This is a genomic window from Lysobacter alkalisoli (assembly GCF_006547045.1).
GTDB classification, from domain to species: domain Bacteria; phylum Pseudomonadota; class Gammaproteobacteria; order Xanthomonadales; family Xanthomonadaceae; genus Marilutibacter; species Marilutibacter alkalisoli.
Genome location: NZ_CP041242.1, coordinates 1,706,049 through 1,722,981 on the forward strand (window position 1 = coordinate 1,706,049; position 16,933 = coordinate 1,722,981).

Consider the following 16,933-nt stretch of genomic DNA (forward strand, 5'->3'; position numbering starts at 1 on the left):
TTCCTCATGGGTGTCGAGACGTCGTTTTGTCATGGGGCCTAACGCCTGAATTAAGCCGCGCCGCGAAGCGGCGTCGGCTTGAATGAATTGTTAGGCCCCGCCTGTCTAGACAGACATGGCCACCGACAAGAATCCTGAACCCAACCAGATCAGAAAGCAAAGGCCTGCGCAAGGTAGTAGAAGCGGACGGAAGATAGCGCCAACAACGGCGAAGGCTGCTATTGCAAGCGTGGAGCCCCAGAACATCGAGCGCACGCCAGTGCCCCAGACCAGCCAATGCGGAGGTCCAACGAAAGATGCGTGGAGAATGGAACTGCTCGGAAGCCAGTCAGGACGATGGAGTGCAACAAGGCATAAGGCGACGTAGAAGAGCACAAATGCAGCGAGAGCAAGCACCGCAACAATCACGGCCATACGCTCATCTGAAATTCTGTCGAAGAGAGCTGTCACGTAACCAAGATTCCTGGCGCGGGCCTAACGCCTGAATTAAGCCGAGTTGCGAAGCAACTTCGGCTTGAATGAATTGTTAGGCGCTGAGGTTACCCCAGAATGCCCCGGGGTTGGCAACTGCTGCTTTGAACGTGTCCGAAGCCTGGGCAACCGTGCGCGCCCGACGACCTGTCCGCTGGGCGCTGCCCGAAGCGGCGCTTTACCGAGAGCCTGGCCGCAAGCTTGGCCCGCGTCCGAAGCCAGAAACCTGCCCGCAACCACGTGTGAGCGCGGCCGACAACGTATCCGAGGCTGTGTCCGACACCGCCAGCGCAGCCGCGCGCGAAGCGGGCGGCGGTGAAAGCACGAAGGTTGTGGCTTGTAGCCCGACGAAGTTGGCAGCGGAGCCGTGCGCAGCGCGGACGGCGGAGCGGAGCAGTGAAGCCAGCAACGCAAACTGCTTTTACAGCGCCTAACACCAGAGTTAAGCCGACCCGCTCCGGGCCGGTTCCGAAGCCGATGTTAACGCGGAACCACCCGGGTGCAAGCTGATCCGAAGCGGGTTCGGCTTGAACGACCTGTTAGGCGCACGGTGAAAGGCGGCGAAGTGGAACCGTACCCGTGCACGAAGCAGTGAGCCCGCCGATCAAACCCAACGAAGGTCGACAACAGTTGGTGGCCCGGACCCGATTGACCGAAGCCAGGAGCGCCGCCCCCAAACCCGAGCTTGACCGATCCCTGTGCCGCCCGTCTGGGCTTGGCCAACTGTCCCGGAGGCCGAGCGGCACAATGGCCGCGGCGGCGCAGCAAGGAACAACCGAAGGCGGCTTTTGACGCGGGGGAATGCCTGACCGGGGCAGGGCGGCTCGTTAGTGGGAGCGCAATTATGAAAGCTGCATACCCACGCCTAACACCAGAATTCAGCCGAGTCGCGAAGCGACTTCGGCTGCAATGATTTGTTAGGCCCCGTTACGTTCTCCGGAGCCCGTGGGCAGCGGCCGCCGGATACCCGAAGACTGGCCGTTGAGCCGGAAAGGTAACACCGATGGGAACACGAGAGGAGTGGGTCTTGCCCAGTGCCCGAAGTAGCCGGGGCATTGCTGGGAACCCCACGCCGAGAGGCTACTCCATGCGGGCCGACCAAGTGACCGAAGTGGGGAGAAGGATCAGCTGTGGCAAACCTGCTGGAGTGGTGCGGCCGCAAATGCCACCGAACGGGGCCTAACACCAGAGTTAAGCCGACCCGCCCCGGGCCGGTTCCGAAGCCGATGTTAACGCGGAACCACCCGGGTGCAAGCTAATCCGAAGCGGGTTCGGCTTGAACGACTTGTTAGGTGCCACCTGCGGAGCGTGCAAACGAGACCGGAAGGCCATTGAACACCACGTTATCGCTGTACATAAAAAGTGTTCCGAAGATCACTTTTGTGTGTCTGAGCTTCCAGCCAGATAGAACAAGCTTGTACCTAAGGGCGTTGTCATGGCTGAAGCTAATCAGAAGTATGTCGCCAACTTTATGCACATGAGATGGTGATGCGACTAGGCGTTGCTTGGGAGAAGCTGAAAACTCCCTGATCAAGACGACACTACCATCTTCTTGAAAGGATACTTCCGTCTGCTCAGATTCCGTGACAGGAGTTGTCGCAGACCAGGTGCCGATCAGGTCGCTGTCTGCTAGTGCCTGTCCCGGGGCGGGTGAAGCTGGCAAGGAGAAGAACAACGTAATGACTAGCAGGAGGAGTCTCATGTGGCACCTAACGCTTGAATTAAGCCGCGCCGCGAAGCGGCGTCGGCTTGAATGAATTGTTAGGCCACTGCCGATGGAAGGGCAAACCATAAATCCCCAACATTCGGCTCCCGACCCAATGCTTGCCAATACTGTACGACACAATCTACTCCTGCCTCGCCGGGAGCGATGAGGTCTTTGCGCAAAACCCAGTCACCACGGGATGTGGAGCCCTGAACCGGCAACGCACCAGCCGCGAGCAGACCACGCACTGCAACCCGCAGCGAGCGCTCAAGATCAGCGCCGGCTAAACCGAAGTCGTGGATGAGGACAGGCGCGATCTCCCAAAGCCCAACAGCGTCTCGTTGCAACTCATTTGGTATGAGAGGGAGCCACTCGGATAGATGAGTGCCAAAGAACCGATGCTGAGGGTCGCTCGTAACCATCATCAGTGGCCTAACTTACTAGTGGACCCCAAAAGTGGGGTGATACCCGGATCGTGCTGAAGCCTTCCGTGCAGGTCAAGTGGCGGCCGCTCCCACGGCACAAGGCGATCCGGGATCCGGAGCGGACCTCAGTGCCGGGCAGTGGAGGGCAAGTATCCCGTTAACGGGGTGCTAATACGTATCACCCCATATGTGGAGCGGTATCCGGGGCTGGCGCTGTGTCTTGCCGAAGACGAGGGTTTTCCGGTGCGGGACGCGGGGAGGGGGGGCGACCGGGGGCTTGAAAATTGCAAGCCAGGACCTACTTCGCTGGCATGGCGGCCGGGACACTTCCGGCCCGCCTGTCGTGGCAACGACCCCTTAGACATATAGCTGGAGTATCGACATGAATATTGTGCGCTACCGCCAGTGGCCGACCCCTGGCGCTTTTCAGGAAGAGATCAAGCAGGTCTTCGACCGCTTCTTCGAGAACAATGACACTGATGAATCCGCGGTGGTGACCAGCCAGTGGGTGCCGCGCGTGGATGTCAAGGAAGAGGCTGACCGTTTCGTGCTGCATGCCGACCTGCCCGGCATCGATCCGGACGAGATCGAGGTGCAGATGGACAAGGGTATGCTCACCATCAAGGGTGAGCGCAGGAGCGAGAGCGCCACCGAAACCGAACGCTTCTCTCGCATCGAGCGTTACCATGGCACGTTCCATCGCCGGTTCGCGTTGCCGGACAGCGCCGATCCCGGAGGGATCTCCGCCACCGGCCGCAATGGGGTGCTGGAAATCGTCATCCCCAAGAGGCCCGAGACCACGCCGCGCCGGATCCAGGTGGGCAGGCCCGGTTGAAGTCCACGGTGGTGGCGTGATTGCCACGGCTGGCGGCGGCCCCGCCGGCCGTGGCCCGCTTTTCTTTTGGGCGGGCAGGCGGTTTTCGCCGCCTTTCTTCTGACTGGAGTTCCGGATGCAGTTCAAGGATTACTACCAGACCCTTGGGGTCGAGCCGAGCGCTGGCGATGCGGAAATCAAGACCGCGTATCGCCGGCTGGCGCGCAAGTATCACCCGGACGTGAGCAAGGAGCCGGAAGCCGAGGAGAAGTTCAAGGCCGTCAACGAAGCCTATGAGGCGCTGCGCGATCCGGAAAAACGCCAGGCCTACGACCAGCTTCGTGCGCGCGGTTACCGGCCGGGCGATGAGGTCCAGCCTCCGCCTGGCGGCTTCGGTGGCGGGCATGGCGGTGTCGATTTCGAGGAGATATTCGCTGGCGGTGGAGCTGGAGGCGGCTTCAGCGACTTCTTCGAGAGTCTGTTCGGGCATGGGCGGCGCGGTGGCGGGTTCGGCGGCCCGGGCTCGCATGGACCGGGTGCCCCGCCGCGCGGAGACACTCGCGCAAAGTTGGCGGTACCGCTGGAATCGGTGTACGACGGCGGCAGCGTGCGGATCTCGGTCAAGGGCAGGATGCTTGATGTGCGCGTGCCCAAGGGCATCCGCGAGGGGCAGGTGATCCGCCTCGCCAGGCAGGGCGAGCATGGCGACCTGCTGCTCGAGATTGAATATGCCGCGCACCCTCAGTTCGAGGTCGATGGCCGCAACGTGATCCATGTCCTGCCGCTGGCGCCATGGGAGGCCGCGCTGGGAGCGACCCTGAGCGTACCGACCCTTGGCGGGCGGGTGGAAGTGAAGATTCCGCCCGGTTCCGACGCCGGTCGCAAACTGCGCCTGCGTGGCCGTGGTCTGCCGGGTGCGCAGCAGGGCGACCAGATCGTCGAACTCGAGGTGCTGGCGCCAAGGCCGGACAGCGATGCGCAGCAGGAGGCCTACGCCGCTCTGCGAGATGCCTTCGGCGACGGCTGGCGGCGGGCCTAAAAGCAGAAAAGAGCGAAGAGAAGTGAGAAAAGAGTAAAAAGCGCCGGCTCGATGCTTTTACCTCGTTTCTCACTTCTCTTCACTGGTGCCTGCCCTTCAGGCCGGCAACAGTTGCCCGAGCACCTCGGCGAGATCGCTCTCGGTGAACGGCTTGGTGATGTATGCCTTGGCGCCCTGGCGCATGCCCCAGACGCGGTCGGTGTCCTGGTCCTTGGTGGTCACCAGCACCACCGGGATGTGCTTGGTGGTCTCGTCGCGGCAGATCGAACGGGTGGCCTGGAAACCGTTGAGGTTCGGCATCACCACGTCCATCAGCACCAGGTCGGGTAGTTCGCGTTTGGCGGTTTCCACGCCAGCGGCGCCATCTTCAGCGGTGAGGGCGTTGTGGCCGAGTTTCTCGACGATGCGCCGGATGCCCATCAGCTGCGAAGGTGAGTCGTCGACGATCAGGATGCGCGCCATGTTGGTCCCCCGGAAACGTGAACCCGATTGTAACGACGGGCGGTGGCGCCGCAAGCGGGTAGCCCCACCCAGTTCACGGAACCGGTCTCAGCTTTCGAACGTGACCAGGGTGCGGCCGAACGAGCCGCCCCCGAGTATGGTGTCGAACACCTCGGGGAGGCCATCCAGGGCGACCTCCCGGGTGCAGATGCGATCCAGGTGGCGGGGTTTCCAGTCGTTGGCCAGGTGCTGCCAGACGGTTTCGCGGATGTCGCGCGCGGTCCCGGCCGAGGCCACGCCCAGCAGCGAGACGCCGCGGATGATGAAGGGCATGACCGTTGCGTCGAGCACGTGCGAGGCGGCCAGGCCGGCGCTTGCGACATTGCCGTAGGGCGCTGTCTGGGCCAGCAGGCTGGTCAGCATCGGGCCGCCGACGTTGTCGAGGCCGCCGCCGAAGCGGACGGACTCCATGGGGCGGCCTGTGGCCAGCGCGTCGCGGCCGAGCACCTCGCTGGCGCCGATCGACTTGAGGTAGTCGGCCTGGCCGGCCTTGCCGCTGACCGCATGCACCTCGAAGCCGGCGCGGCTGAAGATATCGAGAGCGAGCGAACCGACGCCGCCGGTGGCCCCGGTCACCGCGAGTGGGCCCAGGTCGGGCGTCTGCCGGTTCTCGGTCATGCGCAGCAGGGCGAGCGCGGCGGTGAAGCCGGCGGTACCGAGGATCATGCTCTCGCGCAGGGTCAGGCCGGCAGGCAGCGGGATCGCCCACTTCGCTTCCAGCCGGGCATATTCGGAGTAGCCACCGTCGCGGGTCTCGCTCAGGCCGCAGCCGGTCACCAGCACCTTGTCGCCTTCCTTGAATGTCGGGTCGGTCGAGGCGACCACGTGGCCGGCGACGTCGATGCCGCCGACCAACGGGAACCGGCGCAGGATCTTGCCCTTGCCGGTGCCGGCCAGCGCGTCCTTGAAGTTGACCGAGGAATACGCAGTCCGTATGACGACTTCACCGGGTGCCAGATCGTCGAGCGACACCTGCTCGATGCCGCTGCGGTAGCCCGCGTCGTCGTTGTGGATGCGGAAGGCGTTGAAAGTGGCGGGGACCGACATCGTTGTGATTCCTCCTGTAGCCCGGATAAGGCCGAAGGCCGCATCCGGGGCGGCTGTGGATCCCTGGGCGCCCCGCCGCCTTTGAAAGCATGGGGCCCGCCCGGGCTACGCCAAGACTAGCGCAGCGACTTGCGTCGCTTCTCGTCCATCCACTTGTCGGCATGGGCCGGGGTGTAGTGTTGCATCCAGTCGAGCATCGCGCCGATGTCGTCGCCATGCCAGAGGTCGGCGCGCTGGTCGGGATGGAGGAAGCGCTCCTCGACCATGCGGTCGATCATCGCGACCAGCGGGGCGTAAAACCCGTCGACATCGAGGAAGGCACAGGGCTTGTTGCCGATACCGAGCTGGCGCCAGGTCAGCATCTCGAACATCTCGTCCAGCGTGCCGAAGCCGCCGGGCAGGGCGACGAAGCCGTCGGCGAGGTCGAACATGCGCGCCTTGCGTTCGTGCATGTTGGCGACGACCTCGAGCCGGGTCACGCCCTTGTGCGCGACTTCCCACCCGACCAGCTGTTCCGGGATCACGCCAATCACTTCGCCACCGGCCTCGAGCACTGCATCCGCGATCGTACCCATCAGGCCGACGTTGCCGCCACCGTAGACCAGGGCGAGGCCGTCTTTCGCCAGCCGCGTACCGAGCGCGATGGCACGCTCGTTGTAAGTCTGACGGGAGCCGGTGTTGGAACCGCAGTAGACGCAGACGCTTTTCATCGGTGAATAGTGAAGGATGAACGCGAAAGAGTAAAAGCCGGAAAGCACGACGCCGGAACAAGTCCGGCGCATGTCGAAGTCAGTTTTGGCCCTAGCCCCCAAGTTGGGGGCGGTCCGCGCCGCAAGCGCGGAAGGGCGGGGTTGGCGGCATGATCGGATCACGAAGTTTGCACCGCAAACTTCGTGCATCCATAAGGCCAACGTTAGTTGGCCTTATGGATGGCGCGCTTGTCCACCGCCATCGCCGCGTCGTGGATCGCCTCCGACAGGGTCGGGTGTGCGTGGCAGATGCGGGCGAGGTCGTCGGCAGATCCCTTGAACTCCATCGTCAGCACGCCTTCGTGGACCAGTTCGGACACGCCGACGCCGACCAGGTGCATGCCGAGCACGCGATCGGTCTCGGCATGGGCGATGACCTTGACGAAGCCGGCCGGCTCGCCCATCGCCACCGCACGGCCGATCGCCGCGAACGGGAAGCTGCCCGCCTTGTACGGCACGCCTTCTTCCTTGAGCTGCTGTTCGGTCTTGCCGACCCAGGCGATCTCCGGCTCGGTGTAGATGACCCACGGAATGGTGTCGAAGTTGACGTGGCCGGGCAGGCCGGCGATCAGCTCGGCCACCGCGATGCCCTCCTCGAAGCCCTTGTGCGCCAGCATCGGGCCGCGCACGCAGTCGCCGACTGCCCACACGCCATCGACGCCGGTATGGCAGTGCTCGTCGACCTCGACCAGGCCGCGGTCGGTGAGCTTCACCCCGGTGTCGTCGGCAAGCAGGTTCCGGGTCGCGGCGCGGCGACCCACGGCGACCAGCAGTTTGTCGACCACCAGGGTCTGCTCGCCCTTGGCGTCGGTGTAGGTGAGGTGAACTTCCTTTTTCTTGCCCTTGCCCTTGACTTCGGCCTTGCTGACCTTGGCGCCGAGCTGGATGTCCAGGCCCTGCTTCTTGAACTCGCGGGCGGCGGTCTTGGCAACCTCGGCATCGGCGGCGGCGAGGAAGTCGGGCAGCGCTTCGAGGATCGTGACCTCGGCGCCGAGGCGTTTCCACACGCTGCCCAGTTCCAGGCCGATCACGCCGGCGCCGATCACGCCCAGGCGCTTCGGCACCTCGGTGAAGTCCAGCGCGCCGACGTTGTCGACGATGGTGTCGCCGTCGAACTTGGCGAACGGCAGTTCGATCGAGTCCGAGCCGGCCGCGATGATCACGTTGGTGCCCTTGAGCTCGACTTCGGAGCCGTCGTGCTGCTTGACCTTGACGATGTTGCCCTTGTGCAGGGTGCCGAAGCCGAAGAACGGCTTGATCTTGTTCGCCTTGAACAGCATCTCGATGCCGCCGGTGAACTGCTTCACGATCTTGTCCTTGCGGCCGACCATCGCCGCGACGTCGATCTTCGCGTCCTTGAAGCTGATGCCGTGGTCGCCGAACAGGTGGCCCATGTTCCAGAACTGCCGCGAGGAATCGAGCAGCGCCTTCGACGGAATGCAGCCCACGCGCAGGCAGGTGCCGCCGAGGGCGGGCTTGCCGTCCTTGCCGAGCGCGGCATCGATGCACGCGGTCTTGAGGCCGAGCTGGGCGGCGCGGATGGCGGCGTGGTAACCGGCCGGGCCGGCGCCGATGACGACTACGTCGAAGTTCTGCTGTTCGCTCATTCTTCTGTCCTAGGCTGTCCCTTCTCCCGCTGGCGGGAGAAGGTGGCGCGGAGCGCCGGATGAGGGTGGGGCGGGCGACACGCTTTCAAACGGCATGGCCCTCACCCCGGCCCTCTCCCGCAGGCGGGAGAGGGGGAGAACGCCATTACATGCCCAGCAGCATGCGGTGCGGGTTCTCGAGCTGGTTCTTGATGTCGACCAGGAACAGCACCGCGTCCTTGCCGTCGATGATGCGGTGGTCGTAGCTCAGCGCGATGTACATCATCGGCGCGGCGACGACCTGGCCGTTCTCGACGATGGCGCGTTCCTTGATCGCGTGCATGCCGAGGATGGCCGATTGCGGCGGATTGACGATCGGGGTCGACATCAGCGAACCGAAGGTGCCGCCGTTGGTGATGGTGAAGGTGCCGCCCTGCAGGTCTTCCAGGGCCAGCTTGCCGTCACGGGCCTTGGCGGCGTAGTCGGCGATGCCCTGTTCGACTTCGGCGAAGCCCATGCGCTCGACGTTGCGCAGGACCGGGGTGACCAGGCCCTTGTCGGTCGATACCGCGATCGAGATGTCGGCGTAACCGTGGTAGATGATGTCGTCGCCGTCGACCGAGGCATTGATGACCGGGTAGCGCTGCAGCGCGTTGGCGGCGGCCTTGGCGAAGAAGCTCATGAAGCCGAGCTTGATGCCGTGCTCCTTCTGGAAGGCCTCGCCGAGCTGCTTGCGCATGGCCATGACCTTGCCCAGGTTGACCTCGTTGAACGAGGTCAGCATCGCGATCGATTCCTTCGACTGCATCAGACGCTCGGCGATGCGCTTGCGCATGCGGGTCATCGCCACGCGCTCTTCCGGACGTGCGCCGCCGGCCTGGCCGACGCCACCGCTGCGGGCATAGTTCAGCAGGTCTTCCTTGGTCACCGCGCCGCGACGGCCGCTGCCTTCGACATTGGCCGGGTCGATGCCCTGGCTGACTGCGGTGAAGCGTGCGCCAGGCGGCAGGTCGTCGGTCTTGCCGGCCGGCTTTGGCGTCTCGGCTTTGGCGGCTTCCGCCTTCGGCTGGATCGGCTTGGTGTCGGCCTCCTGCTTCCTGGCCTCCTTTTCGGCCGTCTCGCTCTGCTCTTTCGGCGCGTCGGCGACCGCACCGGCCTCGACCAGTCCCAGGATCTGCTCGCTGGTGACCGTGTCGCCTTCGTTGAACTTGATCTCTTTCAGCACGCCATCGACCGGCGACGGTACTTCGAGCACGACCTTGTCGGTCTCGAGGTCCACCAGGTTCTCGTCGCGCTTGACCGAGTCGCCCGGCTTCTTGTGCCAGCTGGCGATGGTGGCGTCGGAGACGGACTCGGGCAGTACCGGAACTTTGATCTCGGTGCTCATGGGGTGGGCATCCTGGATTGCTTGAATGAAGTGTCGGAGGGCGAGGGAAGGCGGGCGGTCACTCGGGACTCGCATCGCCCTGGAGAGGGTTGGTCAGCGCATCGGCCACCAGCTGGTTCTGCTCGGCCACGTGATCTGCGTAGTGACCGGCGGCCGGCGACGGAGAACGCAGGCGACCGGCGTAATGCAGCGTCTGCTTGCCTTGCAGGCAGTGGGTCAGGTGGTGGCGGATCTGGTACCACGCGCCCTGGTTCTGCGGCTCCTCCTGGCACCACACGACATCCACGGCCTTGGAGAAACGCTTGAGCTCGGCCGACAGCAGTTCGCGGGGGAACGGGTAGAGCTGCTCGATACGAACGAGCGCGACGTCAGTGAGCTTGTCCTTCTGCGCCTGTTCGAGCAGGTCGTAATAGACCTTGCCGCCGCAGACCACGACGCGCTTGACCTTCTTCGGGTCGGCGCTGGCGTCGGGGATCAGGTGCTGGAATTCGCCCTTGGCCAACTCGTCCAGTGTCGACACCGCGAGCTTGTGGCGCAGCAGCGACTTCGGCGTCATCACCACCAACGGCTTGCGCGTGGTCATGCGCATCTGTCGGCGGATCATGTGGTAGGCCTGCGCCGGCGTGGTCGGCGTGCAGACGATCATGTTGTCCAGCGCGCACAGCTGGAGGAAGCGCTCCAGTCGTGCCGAGCTGTGCTCGGGCCCCTGACCCTCGTAGCCGTGCGGCAGGAACAGGGCCAGCCCGCACAGGCGGCCCCACTTGGCTTCGCCGGACACGATGAACTGGTCGATCACGACCTGGGCGCCGTTGGCGAAGTCGCCGAACTGGGCTTCCCAGATGTCCAGCGTCATCGGATCGGTGGTCGAGTAGCCGTATTCGAAGCCCATCACCGCTTCCTCGCTGAGCAGCGAGTCGATGATGGTGACGTCGGACGGGTTCTTGACCAGCCGACGCAGCGGCAGGACGTATTCGTCCGTGGTCTGCTCATGCAGGATCGCGTGGCGGTGGAAGAAGGTGCCGCGGCCGCAGTCCTGGCCGACCAGGCGCAGGCGGTAGCCCTCGTCGAGCAGGGTCGCGTAGGCCAGGTTCTCGGCGAAACCCCAGTCGCCCGGCTGCTTGCCGGCGGCCATCTTGCGGCGATCGTCGTAGATCTTGGCCACGCGCGGGTGCAGCTTGACCGTATCCGGGATCTCGTTGATCACCCCGGCCAGCTCGCGCAGCTTCTTGCCATCGAAGGTGGTGTCGACCGGATCGCCGAGCTTGCCCTTGAGGAAGCTTGGCCAGTCGATGGTGAACTCGTCGGACTGCGGCTCGGCCAGTTCGGTGGTGATCTCGCCGGCGTCGAGGCGATCGCGGTATGCATCGACCATGGCCTGGGCCGCGTCGGCCGACAACGAGCCCTCCGCGGCCAGCCTGTCGGCGTAGATCGCACGCGGGGTCGGGTGCTTGCGGATCTTCTGGTACATCAACGGCTGGGTCGCCGCGGGCTCGTCGGCCTCGTTGTGGCCGTGGCGGCGATAGCAGACCAGGTCGATGACCACGTCCCTGCCGAACTGGTTACGGAAGTCCAGCGCCAGCTCGGCGCAGAACACCACCGCTTCCGGGTCGTCGCCGTTCACATGCAGGATCGGCGCGCCGACCATCTTGGCAACATCGGTGCAGTACAGGGTGGAGCGCGCATCCTGGCGGTCGCTGGTGGTGAAGCCGACCTGGTTGTTGATGACGATGTGCACCGTGCCGCCGACCGCGAAACCGCGTGCCTGCGACATCTGGAACAGTTCCATCACCACACCCTGGCCGGCGAACGCGGCGTCGCCGTGCATCAGCACCGGCAGCACCTGGCCGCGCCCGATGTCGCCGCGGCGATCCTGGCGCGAGCGTACGCTGCCAGCGACCACCGGGTCGACGATCTCCAAGTGCGAGGGGTTGAACGCCAGCGCCAGGTGGACCGGGCCGCTCGGGGTGGCGATGTCGGCGGAGAAGCCCATGTGGTACTTCACGTCGCCGGTGTGGGCGCGGTCTTCCTGCTGGTGCTCGAACTTGCCCTCGAACTCGTCGAACAACTGGCGGGCGGGCTTGCCGAGGGTGTTGACCAGCACGTTGAGGCGGCCGCGGTGGGCCATGCCGATCACCACGTCGTGCACGCCGTTGGCGCCAGAACGGTGGATCAGGTTGTCCATCAGCGGGATCAGCGCATCGCCGCCTTCGATCGAGAAGCGCTTCTGGCCGACGTACTTGGTGCCCAGGTAGCGCTCCAGACCTTCGGCTGCGGTCAGGCGTTCGAGAATGCGCTTCTTTTCCTCGGGCGTGCGACCGTACTGGCCGCCGGCCTTCTCCAGCCGCTCGTACACCCAGCGGCGCTGTTCGGCGTCGGAGATGTGCATGAACTCGGCGCCGATCGGACCGGTGTAGGTGGCCTTGAGGCGCTTGAGCAGCTCGCCGAGCTTCATCCGCTCGTGCCCGGCGACGCCGCCGGTGCTGAACTCGGCCGAAAGGTCGGACTGGGTCAGCCGGTGGAATGGCAGGTCGAGGTCGGGCGCGACCAGCTTCTCGGCCATGCCCAGCGGATCGGTGTCGGCGGCAAGGTGGCCGCGCGAGCGATAGGCGGTAATCAGGCGGCCGACAGAGCGTTCGCGCTCGTCGCCCGTGCCCGTCCCGGCCTGGCCGGCCGAGGCCTTGCGGGCGGCGACGGCAATGCTGTCGAGGACGGCCGAATGGGGCAGGTCGCCGGCCTCACGGCCCTTGAATCCGTCGAAATAGGCTTTCCACTTGGATCCGACGCTGTCGGGATCGACCAGATACTGCTCGTACAGGTCTTCGATGTAGGCGGCGTTGGCGCCGAGCTGCGACGACTGGGCAAACTGCTTCAGAAGGCTGTCCACGATGCTGGTCGGGATACTCGAGGGGAAAGGGGGCGGCCCGCGCTGGATGCGCAAAGCGGCTTAACGGGGCCAAGACGCGGAATTATAACGGCAGCCGGGGGGGCGACGGCCACCACCAATGTCCAATTGAATGTCGACTGGCCACAGATTCGGTCGCGCGGTCATCCGCGGGTCAGAGTCCGAGTGCCCGGAACTCGACGCCAGGACGGGCGCGCTCCCATGTTTCCTGGAACAGGGCGCGCAACTGACGGGCGCGGCCGGGAGCATCGAGGCGGGTTTCGCCTTCGAACCGGTGGCCGAGGTTGCGGTAGTACCAGCCGCCGCGGTCGTTCACTGCATAGGCGCCGGCAAAGTCGCGATCAACGGGTTCTTCGACGATGCGGAAGCCGATCGAGGACGGCAACCGCTGGGCCAGCCCGATCAGCGGCGCGGCGGCACGCTGTGCCGGACCGGGGTTTTGCAACAGGATCCGCAGTTCACCGCCCGAAATGGCGAAATGACGGAAGGCGGTCATCAATTCCGGCTGGTCGAGCAGCCCCGGGTCCAGCTCGCGGCTGTAGATGAGCAGTTCGCGGCGGGCGGTGGACACCAGTCCGAGCATGGCGGCCAGCGCCGCCTCGCGGTCGGCGACGGGGTTAGGGCCGTCGACCATCCGGACCATGCCCTGGTGCTGGATGCCGGCCTCCTCGAACTGCTTACCTTCGGGCAGGAAGCCGTGGCGGAGGTAGAACCCGATCGCATCGACCTGGGCGTGCAGCGCGATCGTGCGCCAGCGGTGGGCGCGGGCGCGTTCGATCAGGGCGTCCAGCAGGGCATCGCCGACACCGCGGCCACGCCAGTCGGGCACCACCGCCATTCGGCCGATCCGGTGTTCCGGAGTCAGCCGGCCGGTGCCGATCGGCCGGCCTTCGGTGTCGCGGGCGAGAACGTGGTCGCAGAGCGGGTCGAGGGCGTCGAGCTCGATCCCGGCCGGCACGCCCTGTTCCCGCACGAACACCGTTTCGCGGACTGCGCGCAGGTCGGGCAGGGCAGCGGCGTACTCCACCGCTTCGACGACGAAGTCGGGGTGGCTCATTGTCCGCTCCCGTCTTCCGGCCACCATGTCGCGCCGTTGCCGCCGTCGTCCCCGTCCGCATCCATTTGCAGGTGGTAATGGCCGGTCCGGTACAACTCGAATACGCAGTCCTGTCCGGCCTGGCCAAGCGCGGCATAGTCGTCGCCATCGAGCACGCGGCTGTTGGCGACCCGGGCTGCGGCCCTGGCGGGTAGAGCGATGGCATGGCCGTTGACATACAGGCGCGAGCCGCGCCCGCCCTTGCGCCAGGCCATGCGCGACCACGGATGGCGGACGAGGCGGGCGCCGTGCTGGAGATCCCATTCGATCTCGATTCGCGAGCGTCCGTTCTCGCCGGCAATCACTTCGCCGGAACTGCGATAGAGGGTGATGAAGCGGCCGAACCAATCGCCGAGGCGCTCGGGATCGTTCATGCGCAGCATGTTGAGCGCCTCGACCGCGCGGTTCATGGCCGCAACGTCGATCTCGGCCGGATCGCGTGGCGGTTCGAGGTCGGGATCGCGATAGCGCAAGGCCTCATCGGCTTCGGCGGCGAGGGTGTCGACGAAGTCGCCAAGCAGTTCCGCCGCCGACGGCGCGCGCATGCCGACCGAGAAGGTCAGGCAGGCATCCTCGGCGACACCGTGGTGCGGTACGCCGGGCGGCAGGTAAAGCATGTCGCCGGGACCGAGTACCCAGTCGTGGGTCGGAGAGAAACGCTGCAGCAGCTTGAGTTCGACATCGCGGCGGAACGTAAGCGATGGACTCTCGGAGGCGTCGATCTGCCAGCGCCGGCGACCCTGGGCCTGCAGCAGGAAAACGTCGTATTGGTCGACATGGGCACCGACCGAGCCGCCAGGTGCGGCGAACGAGACCATGATGTCGTCGATGCGCCAGCGTGGCAGGAAGTCGAAGCAGTCGAGCAGGGCGGCGACGTCGGCGTCCCACTTGTCCACGTCCTGCACCAGCAGGGTCCAGTCCTGGTGCGGCATGCCGGGGAATTCGTCTTCGCGGAACGGGCCGGTGCGCAGCCGCCAGTGATCTCGATCGCGATCGTGGCTGACGATCCGCGACAGTGCCATCTCTTCGCAGGCCAGCCCGGCCAGGTCCTCCGGCTCGATCGGCGAGACGAAGCCGGGAAAGGCGTTGCGGATCAGCAGCGGGCGCTTCTGCCAGTAGTCGCGCAGGAAGTCGGCCGGTGGCATGCCGAGCGGGGGCAGGGCGCTGGCATCGATTTCGACGGGTGGCATGTCCTGCTTCCGCTTGCTGGCGGGGGAAGGAACTCGCTTCTTTGTGGCGGCCGTCTTGGCTGCCTTTTCACGGGACTTGCTCATGTCGCGATCTCGTCGTAGCCGCGTCCAAGAAATTGCAGCAGGCACCAACCGTGACCAAACGGGTCGGCGAGGGTGACAATGCGGCCCCAGTCGGCTTCTCGGGTGTCGCCTTCCTGCACCGCGCCGGCCGCCAAGGCCTTGTCGAGGGCTGTGTCGAGGTCGTTGACGATCACGTCGCAGTGCAGCGGCGTCCAGTGGCGGGCGTAGTCGCGCCGGCTGCCGGCGGCACCGCGGCTGCCTTCGGCTTTCTGCAGCAGGTAGATAGCTGCGGTCGCACCAAGCAGTTCAACGCAGCCCTCGCCGAAACGCCGGCCCGGGTTCAGGCCGAAGGCCGCGGTGTAGAACGCTTCCGCGGCACTGATATCCGGGACGTCTATGTTCAACAGCAGGTTCATCGCGATGCCTCGTGTCTAGACGCCAGGCTCTGCCGTTCAGATCTCCCGCGCCAGCCGTTCGGCCAGGCCGGTGTAGCTGCCCGGGGTCATGTCGAGCAGGGTCTGTCTGGTCTCGGCCGGCAGGTCCAGGCCCTCGATGAAGACGCGCATCGAGGCGGCGTTGATGCCGTCCTGGCCACGGGTCAGCGCCTTGAGCTGTTCGTACGGGTTGGGCAGGCCATGGCGGCGCATCACTGTCTGCACGGCTTCGGCCAGCACCTCCCAGGCCGCATCGAGGTCCTCGGCCAGTCGCTCCGGGTTGGCGCTGAGCTTGTTCAGGCCGCGCAACAGAGCGTCGAAGCCGATCAGTGCGTGGCCGAAGGCGGTACCCAGCGCGCGCAGGGTGGTGGAGTCGGTCAGGTCGCGCTGCCAGCGGCTGATCGGCAGCTTGGCGGCGAAATGCTCGAACAGCGCGCTGGCGATGCCGAAGTTGCCCTCCGCGTTCTCGAAGTCGATCGGGTTGACTTTGTGCGGCATGGTCGAGCTGCCGACCTCGCCTGCTTTCACCGCCTGCTTGAAGTAGCCCAGCGAGATATAGCCCCAGATGTCGCGCGACAGGTCGATGCAGATGGTGTCGATGCGCTTGGCCGCGTCGCACAGCTCGGCGATGCCGTCGTGCGGTTCGATCTGGGTGGTGTAGGGCTGCCAGTTCAGGCCCAGCGAGTGGACGAAGCGCTCGCAGAACGCCGGCCAGTCGACCATGGGGTAGGCAACGACATGGGCGTTGTAGTTGCCGACCGCACCGTTGATCTTGCCCGGCATGCGCGCGGCGGCCAGGGTCTCGCCCTGGCGCAGCAGGCGGGCGACGACATTGGCGATTTCCTTGCCGACGGTGGTCGGGGAGGCGGTCTGGCCGTGGGTACGCGAAAGCATCGGCAACGCGGCATGTTCGTGCGCCATCGTGCGCAGTTTCTGGATCAATTCGTCGAGCCTGGGCAGGAATACGTGCTGGCGCGCTTCGTTGAGCATCAGTGCGTAGCTGAGGTTGTTGATGTCCTCGCTGGTGCAGGCGAAGTGGACGAACTCCAGCGCCGGGCCCAGCTCTGCATCGTCGCGCAGGCGCTCCTTGATGAAGTACTCGACCGCCTTGACGTCGTGGTTGGTGGTGCGCTCGATCTCCTTGACCCGGGCCGCGTCGGCGACCGACAGACCGTCGGCCAGCGCGCGCAGGCGCGCGACAGCGGCCTGGGAGAACGGCTTCAGTTCGCCAATGCCGGGTTCCTCGGCCAGCGCCAGCAGCCACTCGACCTCGACCTTGATCCGCGCCTTGATCAGGCCGTATTCGGAGAAGATCGGACGCAGCGCGTCGACCTTGCCGGCATAGCGGCCATCGAGCGGGGACAGGGCGACGAGCTGGGTTTCAACGATGCTGGACATGTGGGGAATGACGGGGAGGGAAGTCAGCTGGCCATTCTACAGCGACTGCCGGGCCTGGGCCGGTTGACGCGGCTGTGGCGGCCGCGGCGGTAAGCTCGCCGGAGTCAATCTCCCCGGAAGCACACC

The 16,933-nt window shown here is 65.4% G+C and carries 12 protein-coding genes; 2 read left to right on the top strand and 10 right to left on the bottom strand.

Going from position 1 to position 16,933, the window contains the following annotated elements; translation table 11 throughout:
- The first annotated feature begins 2,983 nt into the window (after window positions 1-2,983).
- Window positions 2,984-3,436 carry an Hsp20/alpha crystallin family protein gene (locus FKV23_RS07340; RefSeq protein WP_141623265.1) on the top strand — a complete coding sequence of 151 codons (453 nt, stop codon included), beginning with the start codon at window positions 2,984-2,986 and terminating at the stop codon, window positions 3,434-3,436.
- 115 nt (window positions 3,437-3,551) lie between these two features.
- Window positions 3,552-4,454, top strand: coding sequence for a DnaJ C-terminal domain-containing protein (locus FKV23_RS07345; protein WP_141623266.1), 903 nt, complete (start codon window positions 3,552-3,554; stop codon window positions 4,452-4,454).
- A gap of 96 nt (window positions 4,455-4,550) precedes the next feature.
- Here FKV23_RS07345 and FKV23_RS07350 read toward each other — a convergent pair whose 3' ends face one another.
- The 10 genes from FKV23_RS07350 to purB all read right to left on the bottom strand — a co-directional run bounded on the left by FKV23_RS07350 (window position 4,551) and on the right by purB (window position 16,807).
- Entirely contained in the window at window positions 4,551-4,916 is a 366-nt protein-coding gene (locus FKV23_RS07350) for a response regulator (RefSeq protein ID WP_141623267.1), read from the bottom strand.
- Window positions 4,917-5,003: 87 nt separating this feature from the next.
- Window positions 5,004-6,002 (bottom strand): YhdH/YhfP family quinone oxidoreductase, encoded by a 999-nt coding sequence (locus FKV23_RS07355; RefSeq protein ID WP_141623268.1) that lies wholly within the window; start codon window positions 6,000-6,002, stop codon window positions 5,004-5,006.
- A gap of 116 nt (window positions 6,003-6,118) precedes the next feature.
- Window positions 6,119-6,712, bottom strand: coding sequence for an LOG family protein (locus FKV23_RS07360; protein WP_141623269.1), 594 nt, complete (start codon window positions 6,710-6,712; stop codon window positions 6,119-6,121).
- A gap of 203 nt (window positions 6,713-6,915) precedes the next feature.
- Window positions 6,916-8,358, bottom strand: coding sequence for a dihydrolipoyl dehydrogenase (gene lpdA / locus FKV23_RS07365; protein ID WP_141623270.1), 1,443 nt, complete (start codon window positions 8,356-8,358; stop codon window positions 6,916-6,918).
- A 145-nt stretch (window positions 8,359-8,503) separates the two neighbouring features.
- Entirely contained in the window at window positions 8,504-9,799 is a 1,296-nt protein-coding gene (gene sucB / locus FKV23_RS07370; protein ID WP_407067657.1) for a dihydrolipoyllysine-residue succinyltransferase, read from the bottom strand.
- Complete coding sequence (locus FKV23_RS07375) at window positions 9,783-12,608, bottom strand: 2-oxoglutarate dehydrogenase E1 component (RefSeq protein ID WP_141623272.1); 2,826 nt, start codon at window positions 12,606-12,608, stop codon at window positions 9,783-9,785. Before FKV23_RS07375 ends, sucB begins: the two co-directional genes overlap by 17 nt.
- Window positions 12,609-12,780: 172 nt before the next feature.
- Window positions 12,781-13,683 carry a GNAT family N-acetyltransferase gene (locus FKV23_RS07380; RefSeq protein WP_141623273.1) on the bottom strand — a complete coding sequence of 301 codons (903 nt, stop codon included), beginning with the start codon at window positions 13,681-13,683 and terminating at the stop codon, window positions 12,781-12,783.
- Complete coding sequence (locus FKV23_RS07385; protein WP_141623274.1) at window positions 13,680-14,912, bottom strand: cupin domain-containing protein; 1,233 nt, start codon at window positions 14,910-14,912, stop codon at window positions 13,680-13,682. The genes FKV23_RS07380 and FKV23_RS07385 overlap by 4 nt, the downstream gene beginning before the upstream one ends.
- 80 nt (window positions 14,913-14,992) lie before the next feature.
- A complete protein-coding gene (locus FKV23_RS07390; protein ID WP_141623275.1) occupies window positions 14,993-15,391 on the bottom strand; it encodes a VOC family protein in 399 nt (132 codons plus the stop codon).
- A 36-nt stretch (window positions 15,392-15,427) separates the two neighbouring features.
- Window positions 15,428-16,807 (bottom strand): adenylosuccinate lyase, encoded by a 1,380-nt coding sequence (purB, locus tag FKV23_RS07395; RefSeq protein ID WP_407067658.1) that lies wholly within the window; start codon window positions 16,805-16,807, stop codon window positions 15,428-15,430.
- Between the last annotated feature and the right edge of the window lie 126 nt (window positions 16,808-16,933).